This is a genomic window from Streptomyces sp. NPDC089424, assembly GCF_044749345.1.
Classification (GTDB): Bacteria; Actinomycetota; Actinomycetes; order Streptomycetales; family Streptomycetaceae; genus Streptomyces.
Genome location: NZ_JBIVHU010000002.1, coordinates 1,431,762 through 1,449,001, shown reverse-complemented (window position 1 = coordinate 1,449,001; position 17,240 = coordinate 1,431,762). Strand labels below are relative to the sequence as shown.

General features: G+C 73.1%; 17 protein-coding genes. 10 read left to right on the top strand and 7 right to left on the bottom strand.

Features of this window, described 5'->3' with window-relative positions:
- Window positions 1-33 precede the first annotated feature (33 nt).
- On the top strand, window positions 34-1,200 hold the full coding sequence (gene xylA, locus ACIP2X_RS14025; RefSeq protein ID WP_401671787.1) for a xylose isomerase: 1,167 nt from the start codon (window positions 34-36) through the stop codon (window positions 1,198-1,200).
- A gap of 141 nt (window positions 1,201-1,341) precedes the next feature.
- On the top strand, window positions 1,342-1,788 hold the full coding sequence (locus ACIP2X_RS14020; RefSeq protein ID WP_401671785.1) for a hypothetical protein: 447 nt from the start codon (window positions 1,342-1,344) through the stop codon (window positions 1,786-1,788).
- On the opposite strand, the gene ACIP2X_RS14015 is transcribed toward ACIP2X_RS14020, so the two are convergent.
- Complete coding sequence (locus ACIP2X_RS14015) at window positions 1,785-3,047, bottom strand: SWF or SNF family helicase (protein WP_401671782.1); 1,263 nt, start codon at window positions 3,045-3,047, stop codon at window positions 1,785-1,787. The two genes, ACIP2X_RS14020 and ACIP2X_RS14015, sit on opposite strands and share 4 nt — an antisense overlap.
- Window positions 3,044-5,902, bottom strand: coding sequence for a DEAD/DEAH box helicase (locus ACIP2X_RS14010; RefSeq protein WP_401671779.1), 2,859 nt, complete (start codon window positions 5,900-5,902; stop codon window positions 3,044-3,046). The genes ACIP2X_RS14015 and ACIP2X_RS14010 overlap by 4 nt, the downstream gene beginning before the upstream one ends.
- A 243-nt stretch (window positions 5,903-6,145) precedes the next feature.
- Between ACIP2X_RS14010 and ACIP2X_RS14005 the strand changes: the two genes are divergently transcribed.
- Window positions 6,146-6,328 (top strand): hypothetical protein, encoded by a 183-nt coding sequence (locus ACIP2X_RS14005; protein ID WP_401671777.1) that lies wholly within the window; start codon window positions 6,146-6,148, stop codon window positions 6,326-6,328.
- Between the two features lie 4 nt (window positions 6,329-6,332).
- Here the strand turns inward: ACIP2X_RS14005 and ACIP2X_RS14000 are convergent, their stop codons facing one another.
- The 4 genes from ACIP2X_RS14000 to ACIP2X_RS13985 all read right to left on the bottom strand — a co-directional run bounded on the left by ACIP2X_RS14000 (window position 6,333) and on the right by ACIP2X_RS13985 (window position 9,924).
- Window positions 6,333-7,724: a tannase/feruloyl esterase family alpha/beta hydrolase gene (locus ACIP2X_RS14000; RefSeq protein ID WP_401671775.1), complete on the bottom strand. Its 1,392-nt coding sequence runs from the start codon at window positions 7,722-7,724 to the stop codon at window positions 6,333-6,335.
- Between the two features lie 222 nt (window positions 7,725-7,946).
- Window positions 7,947-8,771, bottom strand: a complete 825-nt coding sequence (locus ACIP2X_RS13995) for a hypothetical protein (RefSeq protein ID WP_401671773.1) — start codon at window positions 8,769-8,771, stop codon at window positions 7,947-7,949.
- Window positions 8,772-8,909: 138 nt separating this feature from the next.
- Complete coding sequence (locus ACIP2X_RS13990; protein ID WP_401671771.1) at window positions 8,910-9,206, bottom strand: hypothetical protein; 297 nt, start codon at window positions 9,204-9,206, stop codon at window positions 8,910-8,912.
- 115 nt (window positions 9,207-9,321) lie between these two features.
- Window positions 9,322-9,924: a class I SAM-dependent methyltransferase gene (locus tag ACIP2X_RS13985; RefSeq protein WP_401671769.1), complete on the bottom strand. Its 603-nt coding sequence runs from the start codon at window positions 9,922-9,924 to the stop codon at window positions 9,322-9,324.
- A gap of 153 nt (window positions 9,925-10,077) precedes the next feature.
- Here ACIP2X_RS13985 and ACIP2X_RS13980 point away from each other — a divergent pair, with 153 nt between their 5' ends.
- The 5 genes from ACIP2X_RS13980 to ACIP2X_RS13960 all read left to right on the top strand — a co-directional run bounded on the left by ACIP2X_RS13980 (window position 10,078) and on the right by ACIP2X_RS13960 (window position 15,145).
- Window positions 10,078-10,851: an MHYT domain-containing protein gene (locus ACIP2X_RS13980; protein ID WP_401671767.1), complete on the top strand. Its 774-nt coding sequence runs from the start codon at window positions 10,078-10,080 to the stop codon at window positions 10,849-10,851.
- A 49-nt stretch (window positions 10,852-10,900) separates the two neighbouring features.
- Entirely contained in the window at window positions 10,901-13,414 is a 2,514-nt protein-coding gene (locus ACIP2X_RS13975; RefSeq protein WP_401671764.1) for a nitrate- and nitrite sensing domain-containing protein, read from the top strand.
- Window positions 13,411-13,848: a roadblock/LC7 domain-containing protein gene (locus ACIP2X_RS13970; RefSeq protein WP_401671762.1), complete on the top strand. Its 438-nt coding sequence runs from the start codon at window positions 13,411-13,413 to the stop codon at window positions 13,846-13,848. Before ACIP2X_RS13975 ends, ACIP2X_RS13970 begins: the two co-directional genes overlap by 4 nt.
- A 28-nt stretch (window positions 13,849-13,876) precedes the next feature.
- Window positions 13,877-14,290: a DUF742 domain-containing protein gene (locus ACIP2X_RS13965; protein WP_401671759.1), complete on the top strand. Its 414-nt coding sequence runs from the start codon at window positions 13,877-13,879 to the stop codon at window positions 14,288-14,290.
- A gap of 249 nt (window positions 14,291-14,539) precedes the next feature.
- Entirely contained in the window at window positions 14,540-15,145 is a 606-nt protein-coding gene (locus ACIP2X_RS13960; RefSeq protein ID WP_401671757.1) for a GTP-binding protein, read from the top strand.
- Window positions 15,146-15,157: 12 nt separating this feature from the next.
- Here ACIP2X_RS13960 and ACIP2X_RS13955 read toward each other — a convergent pair whose 3' ends face one another.
- On the bottom strand, window positions 15,158-15,586 hold the full coding sequence (locus ACIP2X_RS13955; protein WP_401671754.1) for a PPOX class F420-dependent oxidoreductase: 429 nt from the start codon (window positions 15,584-15,586) through the stop codon (window positions 15,158-15,160).
- Window positions 15,587-15,680: 94 nt separating this feature from the next.
- Between ACIP2X_RS13955 and ACIP2X_RS13950 the strand changes: the two genes are divergently transcribed.
- Both ACIP2X_RS13950 and ACIP2X_RS13945 read left to right on the top strand, forming a co-directional pair.
- Window positions 15,681-16,091 (top strand): roadblock/LC7 domain-containing protein, encoded by a 411-nt coding sequence (locus ACIP2X_RS13950; RefSeq protein ID WP_385389671.1) that lies wholly within the window; start codon window positions 15,681-15,683, stop codon window positions 16,089-16,091.
- Window positions 16,092-16,229: 138 nt separating this feature from the next.
- A complete protein-coding gene (locus tag ACIP2X_RS13945; RefSeq protein WP_401671752.1) occupies window positions 16,230-17,228 on the top strand; it encodes a DUF6397 family protein in 999 nt (332 codons plus the stop codon).
- Window positions 17,229-17,240 lie beyond the last annotated feature (12 nt).

Below are 17,240 nucleotides of genomic sequence, written 5' to 3'. Positions count from 1 at the left end.
GCGACAGTCGCAAGCGAGCAAGGGAGCCGCGGCATGAACTACCAGCCCACCCCCGAGGACAGGTTCACCTTCGGCCTGTGGACCGTCGGCTGGCAGGGAAGGGACCCGTTCGGCGACGCCACGCGGCGTGCCCTCGACCCGGTCGAGACGGTGCAGCGCCTGGCTGAGCTCGGCGCCCACGGAGTGACCTTCCACGACGACGACCTGATCCCCTTCGGATCGTCGGACACCGAGCGCGAGTCGCACATCAAGCGCTTCCGCCAGGCCCTGGACGCGACCGGCATGACCGTCCCGATGGCCACCACCAACCTCTTCACGCACCCCGTCTTCAAGGACGGCGCGTTCACCGCGAACGACCGTGACGTCCGCCGGTACGCCCTGCGCAAGACCATCCGCAACATCGACCTGGCGGCGGAGCTGGGCGCGCGGACCTACGTCGCGTGGGGCGGGCGTGAGGGCGCCGAGTCCGGTGCCGCCAAGGACGTGCGCGCCGCGCTCGACCGCATGAAGGAGGCGTTCGACCTCCTCGGCGAGTACGTCACCTCCCAGGGCTACGACCTGCGCTTCGCGATCGAGCCCAAGCCGAACGAGCCCCGCGGCGACATCCTGCTGCCGACCGTCGGCCACGCCCTGGCGTTCATCGAGCGCCTGGAGCGGCCGGAGCTGTACGGCGTGAACCCCGAGGTCGGCCACGAGCAGATGGCCGGCCTGAACTTCCCGCACGGCATCGCGCAGGCCCTGTGGGCGGGCAAGCTCTTCCACATCGACCTGAACGGCCAGTCCGGCATCAAGTACGACCAGGACCTGCGTTTCGGCGCCGGTGACCTGCGGTCCGCCTTCTGGCTGGTCGACCTCCTGGAGAGCGCCGGTTACGAGGGGCCGCGCCACTTCGACTTCAAGCCGCCGCGGACCGAGGACCTCGACGGCGTGTGGGCCTCGGCGGCCGGCTGCATGCGCAACTACCTCATCCTCAAGGAGCGGGCCGCCGCCTTCCGCGCCGACCCCGAGGTCCAGGAGGCCCTGCGCGCCTCGCGACTGGACGAGCTCGCGCAGCCCACGGCCGCCGACGGCGTGCAGGCGCTGCTCGCCGACCGCACCGCGTTCGAGGAGTTCGACGTGGACGCGGCCGCCGCGCGCGGGATGGCGTTCGAGCGGCTCGACCAGCTGGCCATGGACCACCTGCTGGGCGCGCGCGGCTGAGGCCGTACGAGGCCGGTACGGGCATCGCGAGGGCTGCCCCCACGCGGAATGCCACGGAATCGTGCGCTCCATGGCATGAGCCCGTGTCAACCACCGCGCGGGGGTCGCGGCCCGGGTACCCGATTCGGGAACCTGGGCGCCATGGCCATGCCGCCCGTACCCCCTCAGCCGCCCGGGCAACCGGGTGACACGCCGCCCCCGGGCGGCGGTTTCGGACCGTCCACCACGCAATTCGGACCGCTGCCCCCGCGACGTCGGCGCGGTCCCCTCCTGCTCGCCCTGGCCGTGCTCGTGGCCGTCGCGGTCCTCGTCGCCGCGATGGTCCTGATGGACTCCGGGAGCGACGAGTCGCCGGACGGGAAACCGACCGCCGGCACCACCACCGCGGAACCAAGCGTCGGCGTCCCCGGCGAGCTGCCCTCCGGGCTGCCCACCGAGTTTCCCTCCGTGTTCCCGAGCGGACTGCCGTCGCTGCCGACCGGGCTCCCATCAGGGCTGCCCAGCAACCTGCCCAGCAACCTGCCGAGCGACCTGCCGAGCGAGCTGGAGTCCCTGATCTCGAACCTTCCGGTCGACGAACTGCCCTAGGGACCGTCCGCACGCCCTCCGGCGGCGGCCAGCGCCGTCGCCGGGTCACTGTCCCCGGCGCCCGCCGGCACCCAGCGGCCACCCTCGTCCCGGTACGGCCACCAGCGGCCGTCCCGCCCGAGGCGCAGCTGGAGCGGGGCCCCGGTGACCGTCCACCGGTTGCCCTGCGCCCGCAGTGCCGGACGCGTGTCCTCGTCGTCCCAGGCCGCTTCCAGGGCTGCACGCGCGCGTGCGAGGGCTTCGCCCTCGACCGCCCACTCCTCCTCCAGCACGGAGAGCCCCGCCGTACCGCCGTACCGCCACGCCCGGACCGCCGCCGCCAGGTCTTCGAGGCTCCGCCCGGACCCCTCGGCGAGCCGCTCGGCCACGGTCCGCTCAGGAGCGCCCGCCGCCAGCCGTACGGCGTCCTGCGCCACCGTCAGCTCCTGCGCGCCCAGGCCGGCCTCCAGCGCCTCGGACAGCAGACGGTGGGCCATCACCGCCGTGCGGGCGGCCAGGAACTCCAGGGCGGCCGGGTCGACGCCGGGTGCGGGCGGGATCTCGGTGTCGAAGGACGGTGGCGATCCTGGCTCCGCCGGGAGGTCGGGCGGTGACGGCAACGGGGGCAGGATGTCCGCGGCCGCGTACGCCTCCAGAGCGTCGAGTCCCTCCGGCTCGGAGTGGTCGCCGGCCCCCTCCTGCGCGGGTGGCGCACCACGGGTCTGGAGGGCGTCGAGCAGAGCTCGTTCACCGCGCCCCCGCATCAGCAGCAGGACGAAGGGATCCTCGTCGAGCAGCCGGGCCACCTGGTAGCAGAGCGCCGCCGTGTGGCCGCAGTGGTCCCAGGCATCGCAGTCGCAGGTGGGCTCCAGATCGCCCATGCCGGGCAGCAGATCGACACCCGCTGTGGCCGCGTCCTCCACGAGGTGCGGAGGCATCTCCCGGTCGAGCAGCGCCGCGACATGCCCGGCACGCGCGACCGCCATCTCCAGGAAGCGATCCCACTGCGCGGCCGACAGCTCCTCCAGCAGCACGTCGGCTCGGTGCGCCGCTCCGTCCCGGTCCTGCACGACCGCCGTGATGCGCCCCGGCCGCACCGACACGGCCCCCACGGCACCCGCACGCGCGAGCCGCCGGCCCGCCTTCACCTGCGCCGCGTCCAACGCCGCGTCCTCCAGCGCCTTCAGCCAGGCCCGGCCCCACCAGGTGAGCGCGAAGCCCCTCCCGCGCGCGGGCGGCAACGCTGCGAAGGTGCGTTCCGTCTCGTCGTGACCAGTCATCGCGTCGCCTCTCGCAGCTCCACCAGGTCGGCCAGTTCCGCGTCCGTCAGCTCCGTGAGCGCGGCCTCACCGGATCCCAGCACAGCGTCGGCCAGTTGCCGCTTGCGGTGCAGCATCTCGGCGATGCGGTCCTCGATGGTTCCCTCCGCGATCAGCCGGTGCACCTGCACGGGCCGGTCCTGTCCGATGCGGTACGCGCGATCCGTCGCCTGTGCCTCGACGGCGGGGTTCCACCAGCGGTCGTAGTGCACGACGTGTTCGGCGCGCGTGAGGTTCAGGCCCGTGCCCGCCGCCTTCAACGACAGCAGGAACACGGGGACCTCGCCGTCCTGGAAGCGCCGCACCATCGCCTCGCGCGCGGGGACGGGGGTGCCCCCGTGCAGGAACTGCGTGGGCACGCCGCGGTCCGCCAGATGGCGCTCGATCAACCGGGCCATCCCCACGTACTGCGTGAAGACCAGGACGCCGGCCTCCTCGGACAGGATCGTGTCGAGCAACTCGTCCAGCAGTTCCAGCTTTCCCGAGCGCCCGGCGATCCTCGGCCGCTCCTCCTTGAGGTACTGCGCCGGGTGGTTGCAGATCTGCTTCAGGCCGGTCAGCAACTTCATGATCAGGCCCCGCCGGGCCATGTCGTCGGCGTCCGCGATGTCCGCGAGCGTCTCGCGCACCACGGCCTCGTACAACGCCGCCTGTTCCGCGGTGAGCGACACGGTACGGTCGGTCTCGGTCTTCGGCGGCAGTTCGGGCGCGATGCCCGGATCCGACTTCCGGCGGCGCAACAGGAACGGCCGCACCAGCCGGGACAGCCGCTCCACGGCGGCCGGGTCCTGGCCGCCCTCGACGGCCTGCGCGTACCGGCTGCGGAACGTGCCGAGGCGGCCGAGCAGCCCCGGGGTGGTCCAGTCGAGGATCGCCCACAGCTCCGAGAGGTTGTTCTCGACGGGCGTGCCACTGAGAGCCACGCGCGCGCGTGCGCCGATGGACCGCAGCTCCCGCGCGGTCGCCGAGTACGGGTTCTTCACGTGCTGTGCCTCGTCCGCGACCACCAGCCCCCACGGAACCTCGGCCAGCCGCCGCGCGTCGAGCCGCATCGTGCCGTACGTCGTCAGGACGAACTCCCCCTCGGCCACGCCCTCCAGGTCGCGTCGGGAGCCGTGGAAGCGGCGCACCGGCGTGCCGGGCGCGAACCTCTCGATCTCCCGCTGCCAGTTGCCCATCAGGGACGTCGGGCAGACCACGAGGGTGGGACCGGCCGTGGCCGGGTCGGACCGGCGGTGCAGATGCAGGGCGATCAGGGTGATCGTCTTGCCGAGTCCCATGTCGTCGGCGAGACAGCAGCCGAGGCCCAGCGACGTCGTCCGGGCCAGCCATGTCAGGCCCCGCCGCTGGTAGTCGCGCAGTTCGGCGGCGAGCGCCGCGGGCTGGCCGACCGGTTCCTGCGCCTCGGGGTCCGCAAGCCGCTCCCGCAGCGCCGCCAGCCAGCCGGTCGGCTCCACCTCGACCCGGCGGCCGTCGACCTCCGTCGAGCCTGTCAGCGCGGCGCCCAGCGCGTCGAGCGGGGTGATCTTGCGGTCCTGCCGCGCGCGGGCGCGGTGTGCCTGCTGCGGGTCGATCAGCACCCATTGGTCACGTAGCCGCACCACCGGACGGTTCGCCTCGGCGAGCCGGTCCAGCTCGTCACGCGTGAGCTGTCGGCCGCCCAGCGCGAACCGCCAGTCGAACGCGAGCAACGCGTCCGCCGACAGGAAGGACGGCGCGTCCGAGGAGAGCCTGGCCGGGGCCTTCCCGTCGTCCGGCGGACCGATGACCGCGCGGGCGGTCAGTCCGCGGGCGAGGTCCCTGGGCCAGTGCACGTCGACCCCCGCCCCGGCGAGGGCCGCCGCGCCGTCGCCGAGGAGCTCGGTGACCTCCTCGTCGGCGAGTTCGACGGCGTCCGGCACCGAGGCCGAAAGGAGGGGTGTCAGCGCCGGCCAGGCGCGTGCCGCCCGGCGCAGCGCGAGCAGCGCGTCCATCCGCGCGCGGGGTCCGAAGCCCCGTTCGGAGGTGTCCGTCGCGGTCCACACCTCCGTGGCGTCCGCCACGAGCGAGGGGTCGCTCACGCTGTGGACCTGGAGCACGGCGCGGAAGTCCGGTGGGGTGTCGTCGTCCGGCGCCGGACCACGCGCCTCGATCCGCAGCGAGATCCGTACGCCCGCGTCGTGCCCGGCGGCGACGTCCGCGGCCCAGTCACGGTGTCCGGGCAGGTGCTGCGGTTCCGCTACGGCGTAGGCGGGGCCGCCCGTCACGAGCGACGCGGCGGGGGAGCGGGGCAGGGTGTCGGCGACCGCGTCCAGGAAGGCCCGCAGCAGACGCTCGGGGTCGGGCAGCCGCAAGGGTCCGGAGCCGTCCAGCGGTACGGCGTGCGCCTCGGGCGGCATCGCGGCGGCGAGCCGGCGGACACTCTCCACGTCGTCGGCGCTCAGCGGTCCCACGCGCCAGGCGTCGTGGTCACCGGCCGACAGGCCGGGCAGCAGCAGACCCCGGGCCACGAACCGCAGCCCCAGCAGGGTGGCCGCGCCCCAGAACACGGCCGCCCGGTGTCCGGCCGGGGCGCTGCGCGCCCGCGTGAGGACGGGCAGCGCCGTGCGCAGGGGCAGCAGTACGGCCGGCAGCGCGGTCAGCTCGACGCCGGCGCCGCCCGGCAGCACGACGGCCAGCTCCTCCACGGTGCCGCCGTGTGTGACAGGAGGGGCGGTGCCGTCAGGGCGCCAGAAGGCGACGCGGCCGGTGCGGGCCGGGTCACCGGGTACGAAAACGGCGCGGCATGCGGCCAGTTCGGTGATTTCGGAGGGGGTTGCCGTGGGAATCCTCTGCACGGAGATGGCTGCATTCCTCAAGTTTGACTAGCCGGGGCGAGGTCGCCGAGAGTACAGCACCTCCTCGCCCGGCCCGGCATGCTGGAGCTGTGAACCCGCTCACTCGCTGGTTGTCAGGGGTGACTCGGGGTCGGGCGTCAGGGATGTCTCAGGGTGCGTCTCAGGGGTGCGGCCGGAACCGCCGGAAACGCGGGCCCGTTTTCAGAGCAGAGAGCGGCAGTGGCCGCGAAGGAGGCGACACACATGTCGAAGAACGCGAAGATCGCCGCAGGAGGTGTGGCGGTCGGGCTCATCCTTTGGATCTGGCTGCCTTGGTGGGCCGCGCTGCTCATAGTGCTGGGCGTCCCGGCCGCCGCGTACCTCACGCTGGACCCGTCGCAGCGCCGCAGGCTGCGCCGGGTCACGCGCAAGGAGCTGGGCCGCTGAGGCTCTACCGACCCGCGACGGCCTCGCCGTCCAGCGCACACGAGTCGACCACATCACCGCTCGCGGGCCGGCCGACGGTCCGGTCCGCGGGCGGCCGGGTTCCTCGCTCCACCCATGCGACCAGCGCGTCGAAGGCCGATCGGTAGCAGGGCAGGATCGGCCGCAACCGGTCGGGGTGGGAGTCGTGGAGCCCGTCGACATGCGTGCCGCCCTGCACCGTGTAGTAGCGGTGCCACGGTCCACGCCCTCGCCTGTCGACCATGCGCGCGTACACGTCCGAGTCGGCGGCCTTGGGCAGCAGGGTGTCCATGTCCCCGTGCAGGGTGATCAGCGGTCTGCCGATGCGCCCGGTCAGCGACACCCGGGCCACGGCGCGGTGGACGGAGGACGGACGCGCGGCGTAGTCGTAGGTCGCGTCGGACGCGCAGGGCGCCAGGATCTCCTCGGTGGTGGTCCCGGCCGACGGTCCCGGGCACGCGGTGTCGTAGGCCGGGTCGAACTCCGCGCGATAGGTCTTCTGCGTGACACCCCAGTAGGCCTTCTCGTGGTAGGGCCACAGGAACTCCGAGCCCCGCGCGAAACCCACCCCGTACATGTCCTCGTCCGAGGCCGAGCCGTAGGTCCGCCCCACCGCGGTGGGCAGGGAGGTGAGCAGGTTCGGGCCGTCCGCCGTCCACAGGGCGCCCTCCCAGTCCACCCCGCCGTCGTACAGCTCCGGATGGTTCTCCAGCTGCCAGCGTGTCAGGTAGCCGCCGTTGGAGATGCCCGTCATGTAGGTGCGGCGCGGGGCGTGCCCGTAGCGCTGGGCCACGGCCTTGCGGGCCGCGCGCGTCAGCTGGGTGGTGCGCGTGTTCCATTCGGCGACCGCGTCGCCTGGCCGGTCGCCGTCGCGGTAGAAGTCGGTGCCGTTGTTGCCCTTGTCGGTCGCGGCGTAGGCGTAGCCCTGTGCCAGCACGCGGTCGGAGATCGCCTTGTCCGTCGCGTACTGCCTGCGGGTGCCCGGGGCGCCGGTGACGACGAGCCCGCCGTTCCAGCGGTCCGGCAGCCGGATCACGAACTGGGCGTCATGGCGCCAGCCGTGCGTGGCGTTGAACCGGGAGGAGTCCGGGAAGTAGCCGTCGACCTGCACACCCGGCACCCCGGACGGCGTGCGGGTGGCCTGCGCCGTCAGCCCCGCCTGGTCGGCCAGGTCGGTGTACGGGGTGCCGGCGAGGCCGGTGGTGGTCAGGTCGTCCAGGCAGGCCGTCCGCTGAAGCGCCGCGCCCGGCACCCGCACGCGGTCCTGGCGCGCGCAGTGAGTGCCGTCGAGGCCCTTTGCGAGGGCCGGCGCCGGCGCCGTGAGGGCAGCCGCGAGCAGGGCGGCGGACAGCAGGGGGACGCCAGGGGATGGACGCATGCGGGCCTCCGGGACGGGACGACGGGGCACGGCACACGGGCCGAGCCGGGGCTGCCCCATCGTGGGGCGAGGGCCGCGCGTCTTCCATGGAGTGGCACCACATGCTGCCGAGTTGAGGCATGGGGGGCTGACACAGGTGCTGAACTCCCTCGCCTCCGAGGGAGGAGAGCGAGGCCGACCGGGACTCCGGTGCACGCCGGCTCCCCACGGCCTCGGCCCGCGTCAGCTCGGCCGTACCGCCATCTTGTCCAGCGCCTCCAGCAGGGCGGGCAGCTTGGGACCACGGCCCACCGGCAGCACCTCGCCCGGCTTCTCGTCGACCAGCAGGAACGCCATGTCGTCGGTCCTAGCCACCAGTGACCAGCCCGGACCGTCCGCGCGCAGGGTCCGTGCCTCGCCCGTGGCGAAGGACGACCGGACGCGGCCGAGCGGCGGCGGGGTGTCCACGTATGCGTGCGCCTCCGCGAGGACGCGCCGGATCACGCTGCGTCCCGGACCGGGCGTCTCATCCCCGGCGGCCTCGTCGTCGCCGACCGGGGCGGCGAGCTCCTTGTCATCGACCTGCTCCCGCCACGACGTCCACTGCACCGCGATCTCGTCGGCACCCAGCCTGCGCTGGGCCGCCCCCCAGCCCGTGGTGTCCGGCGGTGACAGGGGGTCGCAGCCCGCGTCCTCGGGGTCGGGATCGTGCGGCGCGGGGACCCCGGGAGCGGCGACGGCGACCGCGAGCGGCCAGCCGGGCAGGGCGGCGACCACGGACCGCTCGTCGGGCGAGAGGTCGTACTCCATGCCGCAGTCCCAGGAGGCGATGGCCACCGCGACCAGCGACACGTCGTCGGTGACGACCGTCCACCGCGCGCCCTCGCCGTCCTGGCCGAACACGAGGCCGTACCCGTCCGCGAGCGGAGCGATGCCCAGTGCCGCACAGGCCTCCGGGTAGTCGTCGCCCAGCACGCTCGGGAAGCGCGCAGGCGTCAGCAGCACCGCCGTGAGCACATAGAGCGCGTCGTCCTCGGCGGCGACGGTGTCCGCGTCCGTCCCGGCCATCCCAGCCTCCCCAGGGGTTCGTCCATCGGCGCGCACCCTAGTGCGACCGCAAGCCGCTTGTCACGACTGCGCGAACCACCGGACCTGCGGTTGTCCGGCCGGACCGGGCCGATAGCTCCCCTTCCGCCGTCCTCCCCGTCACGCCGCCGGCAGCCCCAGCAACTCGCGTGCGACCGTCCGCGGCGACTGGTCGCGCTCCCGGGCCAGCGCGATGACGGCCCGGCACGCCAGTTCGTTCACCCCGAAGGACAGCGCCTCCGGAGAGACCCATCCCGCCGCCTCGTCGATACGGTCCTGGTCGTCCTCCGCGCACGCCGAGACGTACGCCGCGGCAGCCTCGAACAGGTTGTGCGCACGCCGGTTCTGCCCGGCCCCCCGTTCCGCGCGCGCCGTCTCACGGAACCCGGCCCACGCCTTGCGAAGTCTGTCGAACACGGTGACCACCGTCCCCTTCAGGGCGTCCCTCGCCGATCGCTCACCCGCTGCCACTCAACGTAGAGTTGGAGCTGCGGCGGCAGAAGGGGGAAGGCGCGGTGAAGCGCCGGTACGGTCAGCCCGCCCGGACGGCCAGCGCGAGGAAGCGGTCGTCCTCATCGACGTAGGACGTCAAGGTCCAGCCCGAACCGGCCAGCAATGGACGCAGATTGGGCTCCGCGCGCAGGTCTTCCGGGGTGATCCGACGGCCCTGCCGGGCGGCGAGCGCGGCCCGGCCGATCGGGTGGAAGAGGGCGAGCCGGCCGCCGGGGCGCACGACACGCGCCAACTCCCCGAGATTGCGGGCGGGGTGGGGCAGGTGGGCGATCAGACCGGCCGCGAACACCGCGTCGAGCGACTCCGAGCGCAGCGGCAACGCGGCCACGTCGGCGAGCAGCAGCCGCCCGTCACGGTCGCGCCCGGCCCGAGCGGCGGCCCGCAGCATGGCCGGGGTCAGGTCGACGCCGAGGACCACTCCCGAGGCGCCCACGGCCGCTCGCAGCGGCGGCAGGGCCCGCCCGGTGCCGCAGCCCGCGTCGAGGACGCGGCCCCCCTCCGGCAGACCGAGCTCGCCGACCGCGGCCGCGTAGGCGGGGCCGTCGTCGGGGAACCGGCTGTCCCATTCGGCAGCGCGGGCCGTGAAGAACTCCTGGACGTGCGTACGGTCTTCGTCGCTCATGTTCGGCATGATCCCTCACTGCGCCGGAGGGACGCCCCTGCGCACATGTTCGAGCGGGAGGCGATCGTTCAGGTACATATCTGCGTCATATTCCAACACCTTTCGAAATGCGCCCCCTTTGTGCTCCTGTGCTCCCACTAGCGTCCCGTGGCCATGGGACACCTGGACCACGCCGCCCTCGGCTGGCTGACACCCGTACTGTCGTACGTCATGGCCTGCACAGGCGCCGCTCTCGGCCTGCGCTGCACGGTCCGCGCGCTCGGCACCACCGGACGCTCGCGCCGCAACTGGCTGATCACGGCCGCCTCGGCCATCGGAACCGGCATCTGGACCATGCACTTCGTGGCCATGCTCGGCTTCAGCGTCAGCGGGACCGAGATCCGCTACGACGTGCCGCTCACCGTCCTCAGCCTGCTCGTGGCCATGATCGTCGTCAGTGCCGGCGTCTTCGCCGTCGGCTACGGCCGCGACCGGGTCCGCGCGCTGCTCATCGGCGGCCTCACCACCGGGCTGGGCGTCGCGAGCATGCACTACCTGGGCATGGCGGCGGTACGTCTGCACGGTGACGTGACCTACGACCCGATGCGGGTCGCCCTCTCGGTCGTGATCGCCGTGGTCGCGGCGACCGCGGCCCTGTGGGCGGCACTCAACATCAAGTCGCCCGTCGCGGTCACCGTCGCCTCCCTCGTCATGGGGGTGGCCGTGAGCAGCATGCACTACACCGGGATGTTCGCGGTGCGCGTGCAGGTCACGCCCTCCGGCGAGGTCCTGCCCGGGGCCACGGCGATGCAGTTCGTCTTCCCCCTCGCCGTCGGCCTCGGGTCCTACCTCTTCCTGACCTCCGCCTTCGTGGCGCTGTCTCCGACGGCCGGCGAGCGCGAGGCATCCGCGTCGGCCCAACGGCCCCTCGGGAGCGCCGCCCACTGAAGGCGCACCTCCACGGTCCGCACCCGAACACTGCCCGAACGAGGAGGCCATGCGTACCACCCGCAGGAAATCCGGCTCAGGCGCCGAGACGCCGCCCACCACCCCCGCGCGCGGCCGCCGCGCCCACGCAGGACCGCCGGCCGACGAATCCCCCCGGGACACCGCGGACGCGGCCGCGACAGGTGGTCCCCCGCGCGCGCGGGAGCGCTGGCACATCCGTCCGCGCACCGTGCGCGCCAAGATCGTCTGCCTGCTGATGGTGCCCGCCGTGTCACTGCTGGCCCTGTGGGCGTACGCCACCGTGAGCACCTTCCAGGACGTCGCGCGGCTACGGCAGTTGCAGCGCGTGGACTCCGACGTCCGTGCCCCCGTCGCGGCCACCGTGGCCGCGCTCCAGGCCGAACGCGCCGCCGCCGTACGGCACGCCACCGACCCCTCGGCCGGCGCCGGTGGCGAGCTGCGGCGCCTCGCCGAACGCACGGACCTGGCGGTGGCGCGGTTGCGGCTCGGCGACCACAACACCGTCGCCGAGGGGCAGGAACTGCCCCAGGGAGTCGCCATGCGGCTCGACACCTTCGTCACGGGCACCGAGGGGCTGCGGACGCTGCGGGCCGACGTACTGGACCGGCGCGCCGGATGGCACGAGGCCTACGAGCAGTACACGAACACCATCGCCACGGCCTTCGGCGTGGGCGGCGCCCTCACCGGCATCCAGGACGCCGAGCTCGGCTCCGACGCGCGCGTGCTCCTGGAGTTCTCCCGCGCGGGCGAGGCCCTCGCCCGGGAGGACGTGCTGCTGTCCAGCGCCCGGCTCGCGGGCGGCCTGGACGGCGAGCGGCTGCGGCTGTTCACCGGCGCGGTCGACACCCGCCGCGCCCTCACGGACGGCGCCGTCGCCGACCTGCGCGGCGACGAGCGCGCCGCCTGGCGCGACCTAGCCGGCGGCGTGGACTACGCCGCCATGGTCGCCGTCGAGGACAAGGTCCTCACCAGCAGGCCGGGGCCCGGGGCGATCAAGGCGGCACCCGAGACCGACTGGACGCCCGCACACGCGCGCGTGCAGGGCGGTATGCGCGGCATCGAGCAGGACGCGGCGCGGGGTGTGGCCGACCGGGCCGACCCGTTCGCCCGTGGCCTGCTCACGCCCGCGGGGGCCGCCGTACTCTTCGGCCTGGCCGCCGTCGCCGCGTCCCTCGTCATCTCCGTACGCATCGGGCGCGGCCTGGTCGTCGAGCTGATCAGCCTGCGCAACGGCGCGCTGGAGATCGCCCGCCGCAAACTTCCCGAGGCCATGCGCAGACTGCGCGCCGGGGAGGAGCTCGACGTCCGGGCCGAGGCGCCGCCGGGGGCGCCCGCCGAGGACGAGGTCGGCCAGGTCGCCGAAGCCCTCGGGACGGTCCACCGGGCCGCGCTGCGCGCCGCGGTGGAACGCGCCGAGCTCGCCAGCGGCATCTCCGGCGTCTTCGTCAACCTGGCCCGCCGCAGCCAGGTCCTCGTGCACCGCCAGCTGACCCTGCTGGACAGCATGGAACGCCGCTCCGACGACCCGAACGAACTGAGCGACCTGTTCCGGCTCGACCACCTCACCACCCGGATGCGACGGCACGCCGAGAGCCTGATCATCCTCTCCGGTGCGGCGCCAGGCCGGGCCTGGCGCATGCCGGTCTCCCTGACGAACGTGGTCCGCGCGGCCGTCTCCGAGATCGAGGACTACGCGCGCGTGGAGGTGCGTCAGCTTCCCGAAGCCCTCGTCGTCGGCGCCGCCGTGGCCGACCTCACCCATCTGCTGGCCGAGCTCGTCGAGAACGCCGCCCAGTTCTCACCCCCGCACACGCGCGTGCGGGTCACCGGAGAGCCCGTCGGCAACGGCTACGCCGTCGAGGTGGAGGACCGCGGCCTCGGTATGGGCAAGGAGACCCTCGCCGAGGCCAACCGCCGTATCGCCCAGTCCGAGGCGCTGGACCTCTTCGACAGCGACCGGCTCGGCCTCTTCGTCGTCAGCAGGCTCGCCGCGCGCCACGAGATCAAGGTGCACCTGCGCACCTCCCCCTACGGCGGTACCACCGCGGTCGTCCTGCTGCCCACCGCACTGCTGCACAGTGGTGTGCCGGAACGTTCCGGCGCCAAGTCGGCGGACCCGGAGCACGAGTACGCGCGCGTGCCCGGCGGGCCAGTTCCCCAGGAGGCCGTCCCCACCACCGGTGACCGGCCGGCCCTGGTGGCCCCCGTCCCGGCCACGGCGCGGACCGGCCCCGAAACCCCGCCCCCCGGAGTCACCGCCTTGCGCCTGCACCGTCCCCTCGACCCCGACGAAGGATCCGAGAACCTCCCCCGCCGGGTACGGCAGGCCAGTCTCGCCCCCCAACTGCGCGAGCGTCGCCCCCCTGACCCGCCGCAGCCGTCCGCCCCCCACGACGACGACCGGCGTACCCCCGAACTCGTACGTGACCGCATGGCGGCCTACCGCGACGGATGGGCCCGCGGTGGCGGCCGCCCACCCGGCCGCGGCAGCGCGCCTGATCCAGCAGGCGGCAGTGACAGCAGCGAAGGAGACCCCGCATGATCCAGGACCCGGGCATGAGAGCCGCGCAGAGTTCCGGCGAACTCGACTGGCTGCTGGACGACTTGGTGATGCGCGTGCACGAGGTACGGCACGCCGTGGTGCTCTCCAACGACGGACTCGCCGTGGGCTCCTCGACCGGACTCGGCCGCGAGGACGCCGAACACCTCGCCGCCGTCGCCTCCGGCTTCCACAGCCTGGCCAAGGGAGCCGGCCGGCACTTCGGCGCCGGCGGCGTGCGCCAGACCATGGTGGAGATGGACGACGCCTTCCTCTTCGTGGCCGCCGCCGGAGAAGGCTCCTGTCTGGCCGTCCTCACCGCCGTCACCGCCGACATAGGCCTCGTCGCCTACGAGATGGCACGACTGGTGAAACGCGTCGGCGAGCACCTCTACACGGCGCCGCGCATGAACGCGCGGCCCCCCGCCGCCGGTTGAGGCGAGAAGGAGAAGGCGGTCCGCAAGGATGACCGAGGACATCATGGGCACCCCGCACGAGCAGGGCAGCCAGTGGTACGACGGCGAGGCGGGCCCGCTGGTGCGGCCGTACGCCATGACGGGCGGCCGCACCCAGCCCGGGCCCTCCGGGGTGCGTTTCGACCTCATCGCCCTGGTCAGCCTCGACCCGGGCGCCCCTCACCTCGACGACGACCCCGCGCTCGGACCCGAGCACCGGGCTCTGGTCGAGCTGTGCCGCGTGGAGACCCAGTCCGTCGCCGAACTCGCCGCGGACGCCGACCTCCCCGTCGGCGTGGTCCGGGTTCTCCTGGGAGACCTCCTGGAGCTGGGCCGCGTGACCGTCAGCCGCCCCGTACCCCCCGCCCAGCTCCCCGACGAGCGGATTCTGCGCGAGGTCATCGACGGACTGCGGGCCCTGTAGATGAACGCACACGACAACCCGCGCGCGTACCGGCGCACAGACAGCCGACTTGCGCACCTTTGTGGGCGCGGAACGCATGCGAGTCGGTCATGTCAGGCAAAGAGCGGTCCGAGCGCCCTGCGGGGACCCGCCGTTGCCATGATGCTGCCTTCGCACACGAGCACCGAAACCGTGTCCGGACGCCGTGTCGCGGCGTGGCACGCGCGTACCGACGTCGACCCTTGCCGGCACTCCCGAGAGAAGTGATCGATGGTCTCCGAGACGTCCGACGCCACCGAGGGCGAGACCGCCGCCCTGGCGTTGAAGATACTGGTCGCCGGCGGATTCGGCGTGGGCAAGACCACCCTGGTCGGAGCGGTCAGCGAGATCAGGCCCCTGCGCACCGAGGAACTGCTGAGCGAGGCGGGCCAGTTGGTGGACGACACCGACGGCGTGGACCACAAGGTCACGACCACGGTCGCCATGGACTTCGGCCGCATCACCATCCGCTCCGGGCTCTCCCTGTACCTGTTCGGCACTCCGGGACAGGACCGCTTCTGGTTCCTCTGGGACGAACTCTCGCAGGGAGCGCTGGGGGCGGTCGTCCTGGCCGATACGCGGCGCCTGGAGGACTGCTTCCCCGCCGTGGACTACTTCGAGCACCGCCACATCCCTTTCGTGGTGGCGGTCAACTGCTTCACGGGAGCCCGGGCCTACGGCGCGCAGGACGTCTGCCGCGCGCTGGACCTCGACCGGGGAACTCCGGTGGTGCTCTGTGACGCGCGGGACCGTGACTCCGGCAAGGAGGTGCTGATCCGGCTCGTCGAGTACGCCGGGCGGGTGCACACCGCCCGGCTGCTCGACTCCGTGAGCTGACCGGTCAGCGCTTCAGCCCGCGATGGCCTTCTGGGCCAGGACCTTGTCGATCGAGACCCGCACCAGGAGCTCTCCCGGCTGGCCGTTGCGTTCCCCGTACGCCTCGGCGTTCTCCTCACCCATGTACCGGGCGGCGATGCGGGTGGCCCACTCCCGGAGTTCGCCGAGGTCCTCCGACAGCCGGGCGCGCCCCTGCACGACGACGAAGTCGAACGGCGGCCGGTCGTCGTCCACGCAGAGGGCGACCCGCCCGTCCCGGGCCAGATTGCGCCCCTTCACGCTCTCCTTGGAGGTGTTGAACACCAGCTCGTCCCCGTCCAGCAGGAACCAGATCGGTGCCACATGCGGGCTGCCGTCGGCCCGTACGGTGGACAGCTTCGCGGTGCGGGTGCCTTGCGACAGGAAGGCCCGCCATTCCGTGTCGGTCATCTTCTGTGCCATGCCCCCATCCTGCTTGCCCGTCAGCCGGACGTGGGGAAGGCTGGCGGAGAGATCCTCCGGCCAGGGGGAGTCGTCACACGGGGAGATCGACATCATGGTGCACAAGGGACTGGGCTGGTTGCTGGACGACTTGACCGAGCGCGTGGAGCATGTGCGGCACGCGCTCGTCCTGTCCAACGACGGACTGGTGACAGGGGCGAGCACGGGTCTGCGTCGCGAGGACGCCGAACACCTCGCCGCCGTCGCGTCGGGACTCCACAGTCTGGCCAAGGGATCGGGACGGCACTTCGGGGCGGGTCAGGTGCGCCAGACGATGGTCGAGTTCGACGACGCGGTGCTGTTCGTCACGGCCGCCGGCAGCGGGAGCTGCCTGTGCGTACTCAGCGCCGCCGAGGCCGACATCGGTCAGATCGCCTACGAGATGACACTGCTGGTCAACCGGGTCGGCGAGCACCTCGGGGTGGACGCACGCCAGCCGGAGCGCTTCCCCTCCACAGACCTCTGACCTGCGACTTCAGCCGTCCCCGCGGAGTTATCCACAGGCTCGCCAGGCGATCGGCCGGAGCGGCTACGGTGGTGTGACCGCGAGCGCACGGAGCGTGAGCGGATCTCATCGACCACGACTCCACGGGGGAGACACGCCATGTCGGGCAACACCATCGCGAGTCCGGAAGTCCTCGGGTACTCACCGAGCCGTGCCGCACGCGAACTGGGACTGAAGCGACGCGAATTCGATCTCGCGGTGAATCTCGGACGGATCCGCACGCTGCCCGACGAGGGTGGCGGAGGATGCCGGGTCGCGGGCACCGAGATCGAGCGGTTGCGCGCGGAAGACGGCTTCCCGGAAGGGCTGCTCGCCCGGGTGCGGACCGTGAGCACGAACGAGGCCGCCCACCTCATGGGTGTGACGGGTGACCGGTTCTCGCGCCTGACCCGGCTGGGGCTGGTCGCGCCGGTCGCGTTCTACCTGAACCGCTATCGCACGCTCGTGTGGCTCTATCTGGCCGACGAGGTCTGCCACTTCGCGGCCGACGAGCAGAACGCGGCGTTGGTGAAGGGCCGTGTGCTGCCCGAGGGGCTCCGGGCCCGGCTGCGGGACGGGGTGGATCTGCGGGCCCGCAACTGGCGGGGCCGCCACCTGGGGTTCCTGCTGCGCCGGGCCGAGGATCCCTGGGAGCGGGCCGGTGCGCTGGCCGCGCTGCTGGGTCCCGTCCAGGTCGCGGAGATCGTCAAGGACCCCTACGAACGCGCCCAGGTGAACCGGTTCCGTCCGGGGCCGCCGACCCACGGCGCCCCCGGTTCACCGTCGGCGCAGCGCGTCGAGAGGCTCATGACGGCCGACGACCCGGACGAGATCGACTGGCTGCGGGCCGACCTCGCCCACGTCCTGGACGAGGCCCGCGCCCATCGGCCGGCGCCACGACCGACACCGCGGGCCGAGCGCGCGGCTGACCACGGTGACGCGCGGCACGCGGCGGCAGCCGCACACACGGGCCGCGCGGTGCGTCGGCCGAAAATCGCGCACGGACAGCGCTCGGCCGCGTCCCGAGCCCGCACACGTCCTGCCACAGCCCGACCCGACGCGCCCGAGCGGGAACGTGGGCGAGGACTGCTGAGCCGGCTCCTTCGCAGAAACCCGTGAAGGCCGCCCGGA

What these genes read in the sequence shown, in the direction of transcription:
- ACIP2X_RS13950 (WP_385389671.1), top strand. Translation starts at nt 15,681, where the DNA reads ATGGTGCACAAGGGACTGGGCTGGTTGCTGGACGACTTGACCGAGCGC.
- ACIP2X_RS14020 (WP_401671785.1), top strand. Translation starts at nt 1,342, where the DNA reads ATGGCCATGCCGCCCGTACCCCCTCAGCCGCCCGGGCAACCGGGTGAC.
- ACIP2X_RS13970 (WP_401671762.1), top strand. Translation starts at nt 13,411, where the DNA reads ATGATCCAGGACCCGGGCATGAGAGCCGCGCAGAGTTCCGGCGAACTC.
- ACIP2X_RS13960 (WP_401671757.1), top strand. Translation starts at nt 14,540, where the DNA reads ATGGTCTCCGAGACGTCCGACGCCACCGAGGGCGAGACCGCCGCCCTG.
- ACIP2X_RS13995 (WP_401671773.1), bottom strand. Translation starts at nt 8,771, where the DNA reads ATGGCCGGGACGGACGCGGACACCGTCGCCGCCGAGGACGACGCGCTC.
- ACIP2X_RS14000 (WP_401671775.1), bottom strand. Translation starts at nt 7,724, where the DNA reads ATGCGTCCATCCCCTGGCGTCCCCCTGCTGTCCGCCGCCCTGCTCGCG.
- ACIP2X_RS13945 (WP_401671752.1), top strand. Translation starts at nt 16,230, where the DNA reads ATGTCGGGCAACACCATCGCGAGTCCGGAAGTCCTCGGGTACTCACCG.
- ACIP2X_RS13965 (WP_401671759.1), top strand. Translation starts at nt 13,877, where the DNA reads ATGACCGAGGACATCATGGGCACCCCGCACGAGCAGGGCAGCCAGTGG.
- ACIP2X_RS13980 (WP_401671767.1), top strand. Translation starts at nt 10,078, where the DNA reads ATGGGACACCTGGACCACGCCGCCCTCGGCTGGCTGACACCCGTACTG.
- ACIP2X_RS14015 (WP_401671782.1), bottom strand. Translation starts at nt 3,047, where the DNA reads ATGACTGGTCACGACGAGACGGAACGCACCTTCGCAGCGTTGCCGCCC.
- ACIP2X_RS14005 (WP_401671777.1), top strand. Translation starts at nt 6,146, where the DNA reads ATGTCGAAGAACGCGAAGATCGCCGCAGGAGGTGTGGCGGTCGGGCTC.
- ACIP2X_RS13985 (WP_401671769.1), bottom strand. Translation starts at nt 9,924, where the DNA reads ATGAGCGACGAAGACCGTACGCACGTCCAGGAGTTCTTCACGGCCCGC.
- xylA (WP_401671787.1), top strand. Translation starts at nt 34, where the DNA reads ATGAACTACCAGCCCACCCCCGAGGACAGGTTCACCTTCGGCCTGTGG.
- ACIP2X_RS13975 (WP_401671764.1), top strand. Translation starts at nt 10,901, where the DNA reads ATGCGTACCACCCGCAGGAAATCCGGCTCAGGCGCCGAGACGCCGCCC.
- ACIP2X_RS13955 (WP_401671754.1), bottom strand. Translation starts at nt 15,586, where the DNA reads ATGGCACAGAAGATGACCGACACGGAATGGCGGGCCTTCCTGTCGCAA.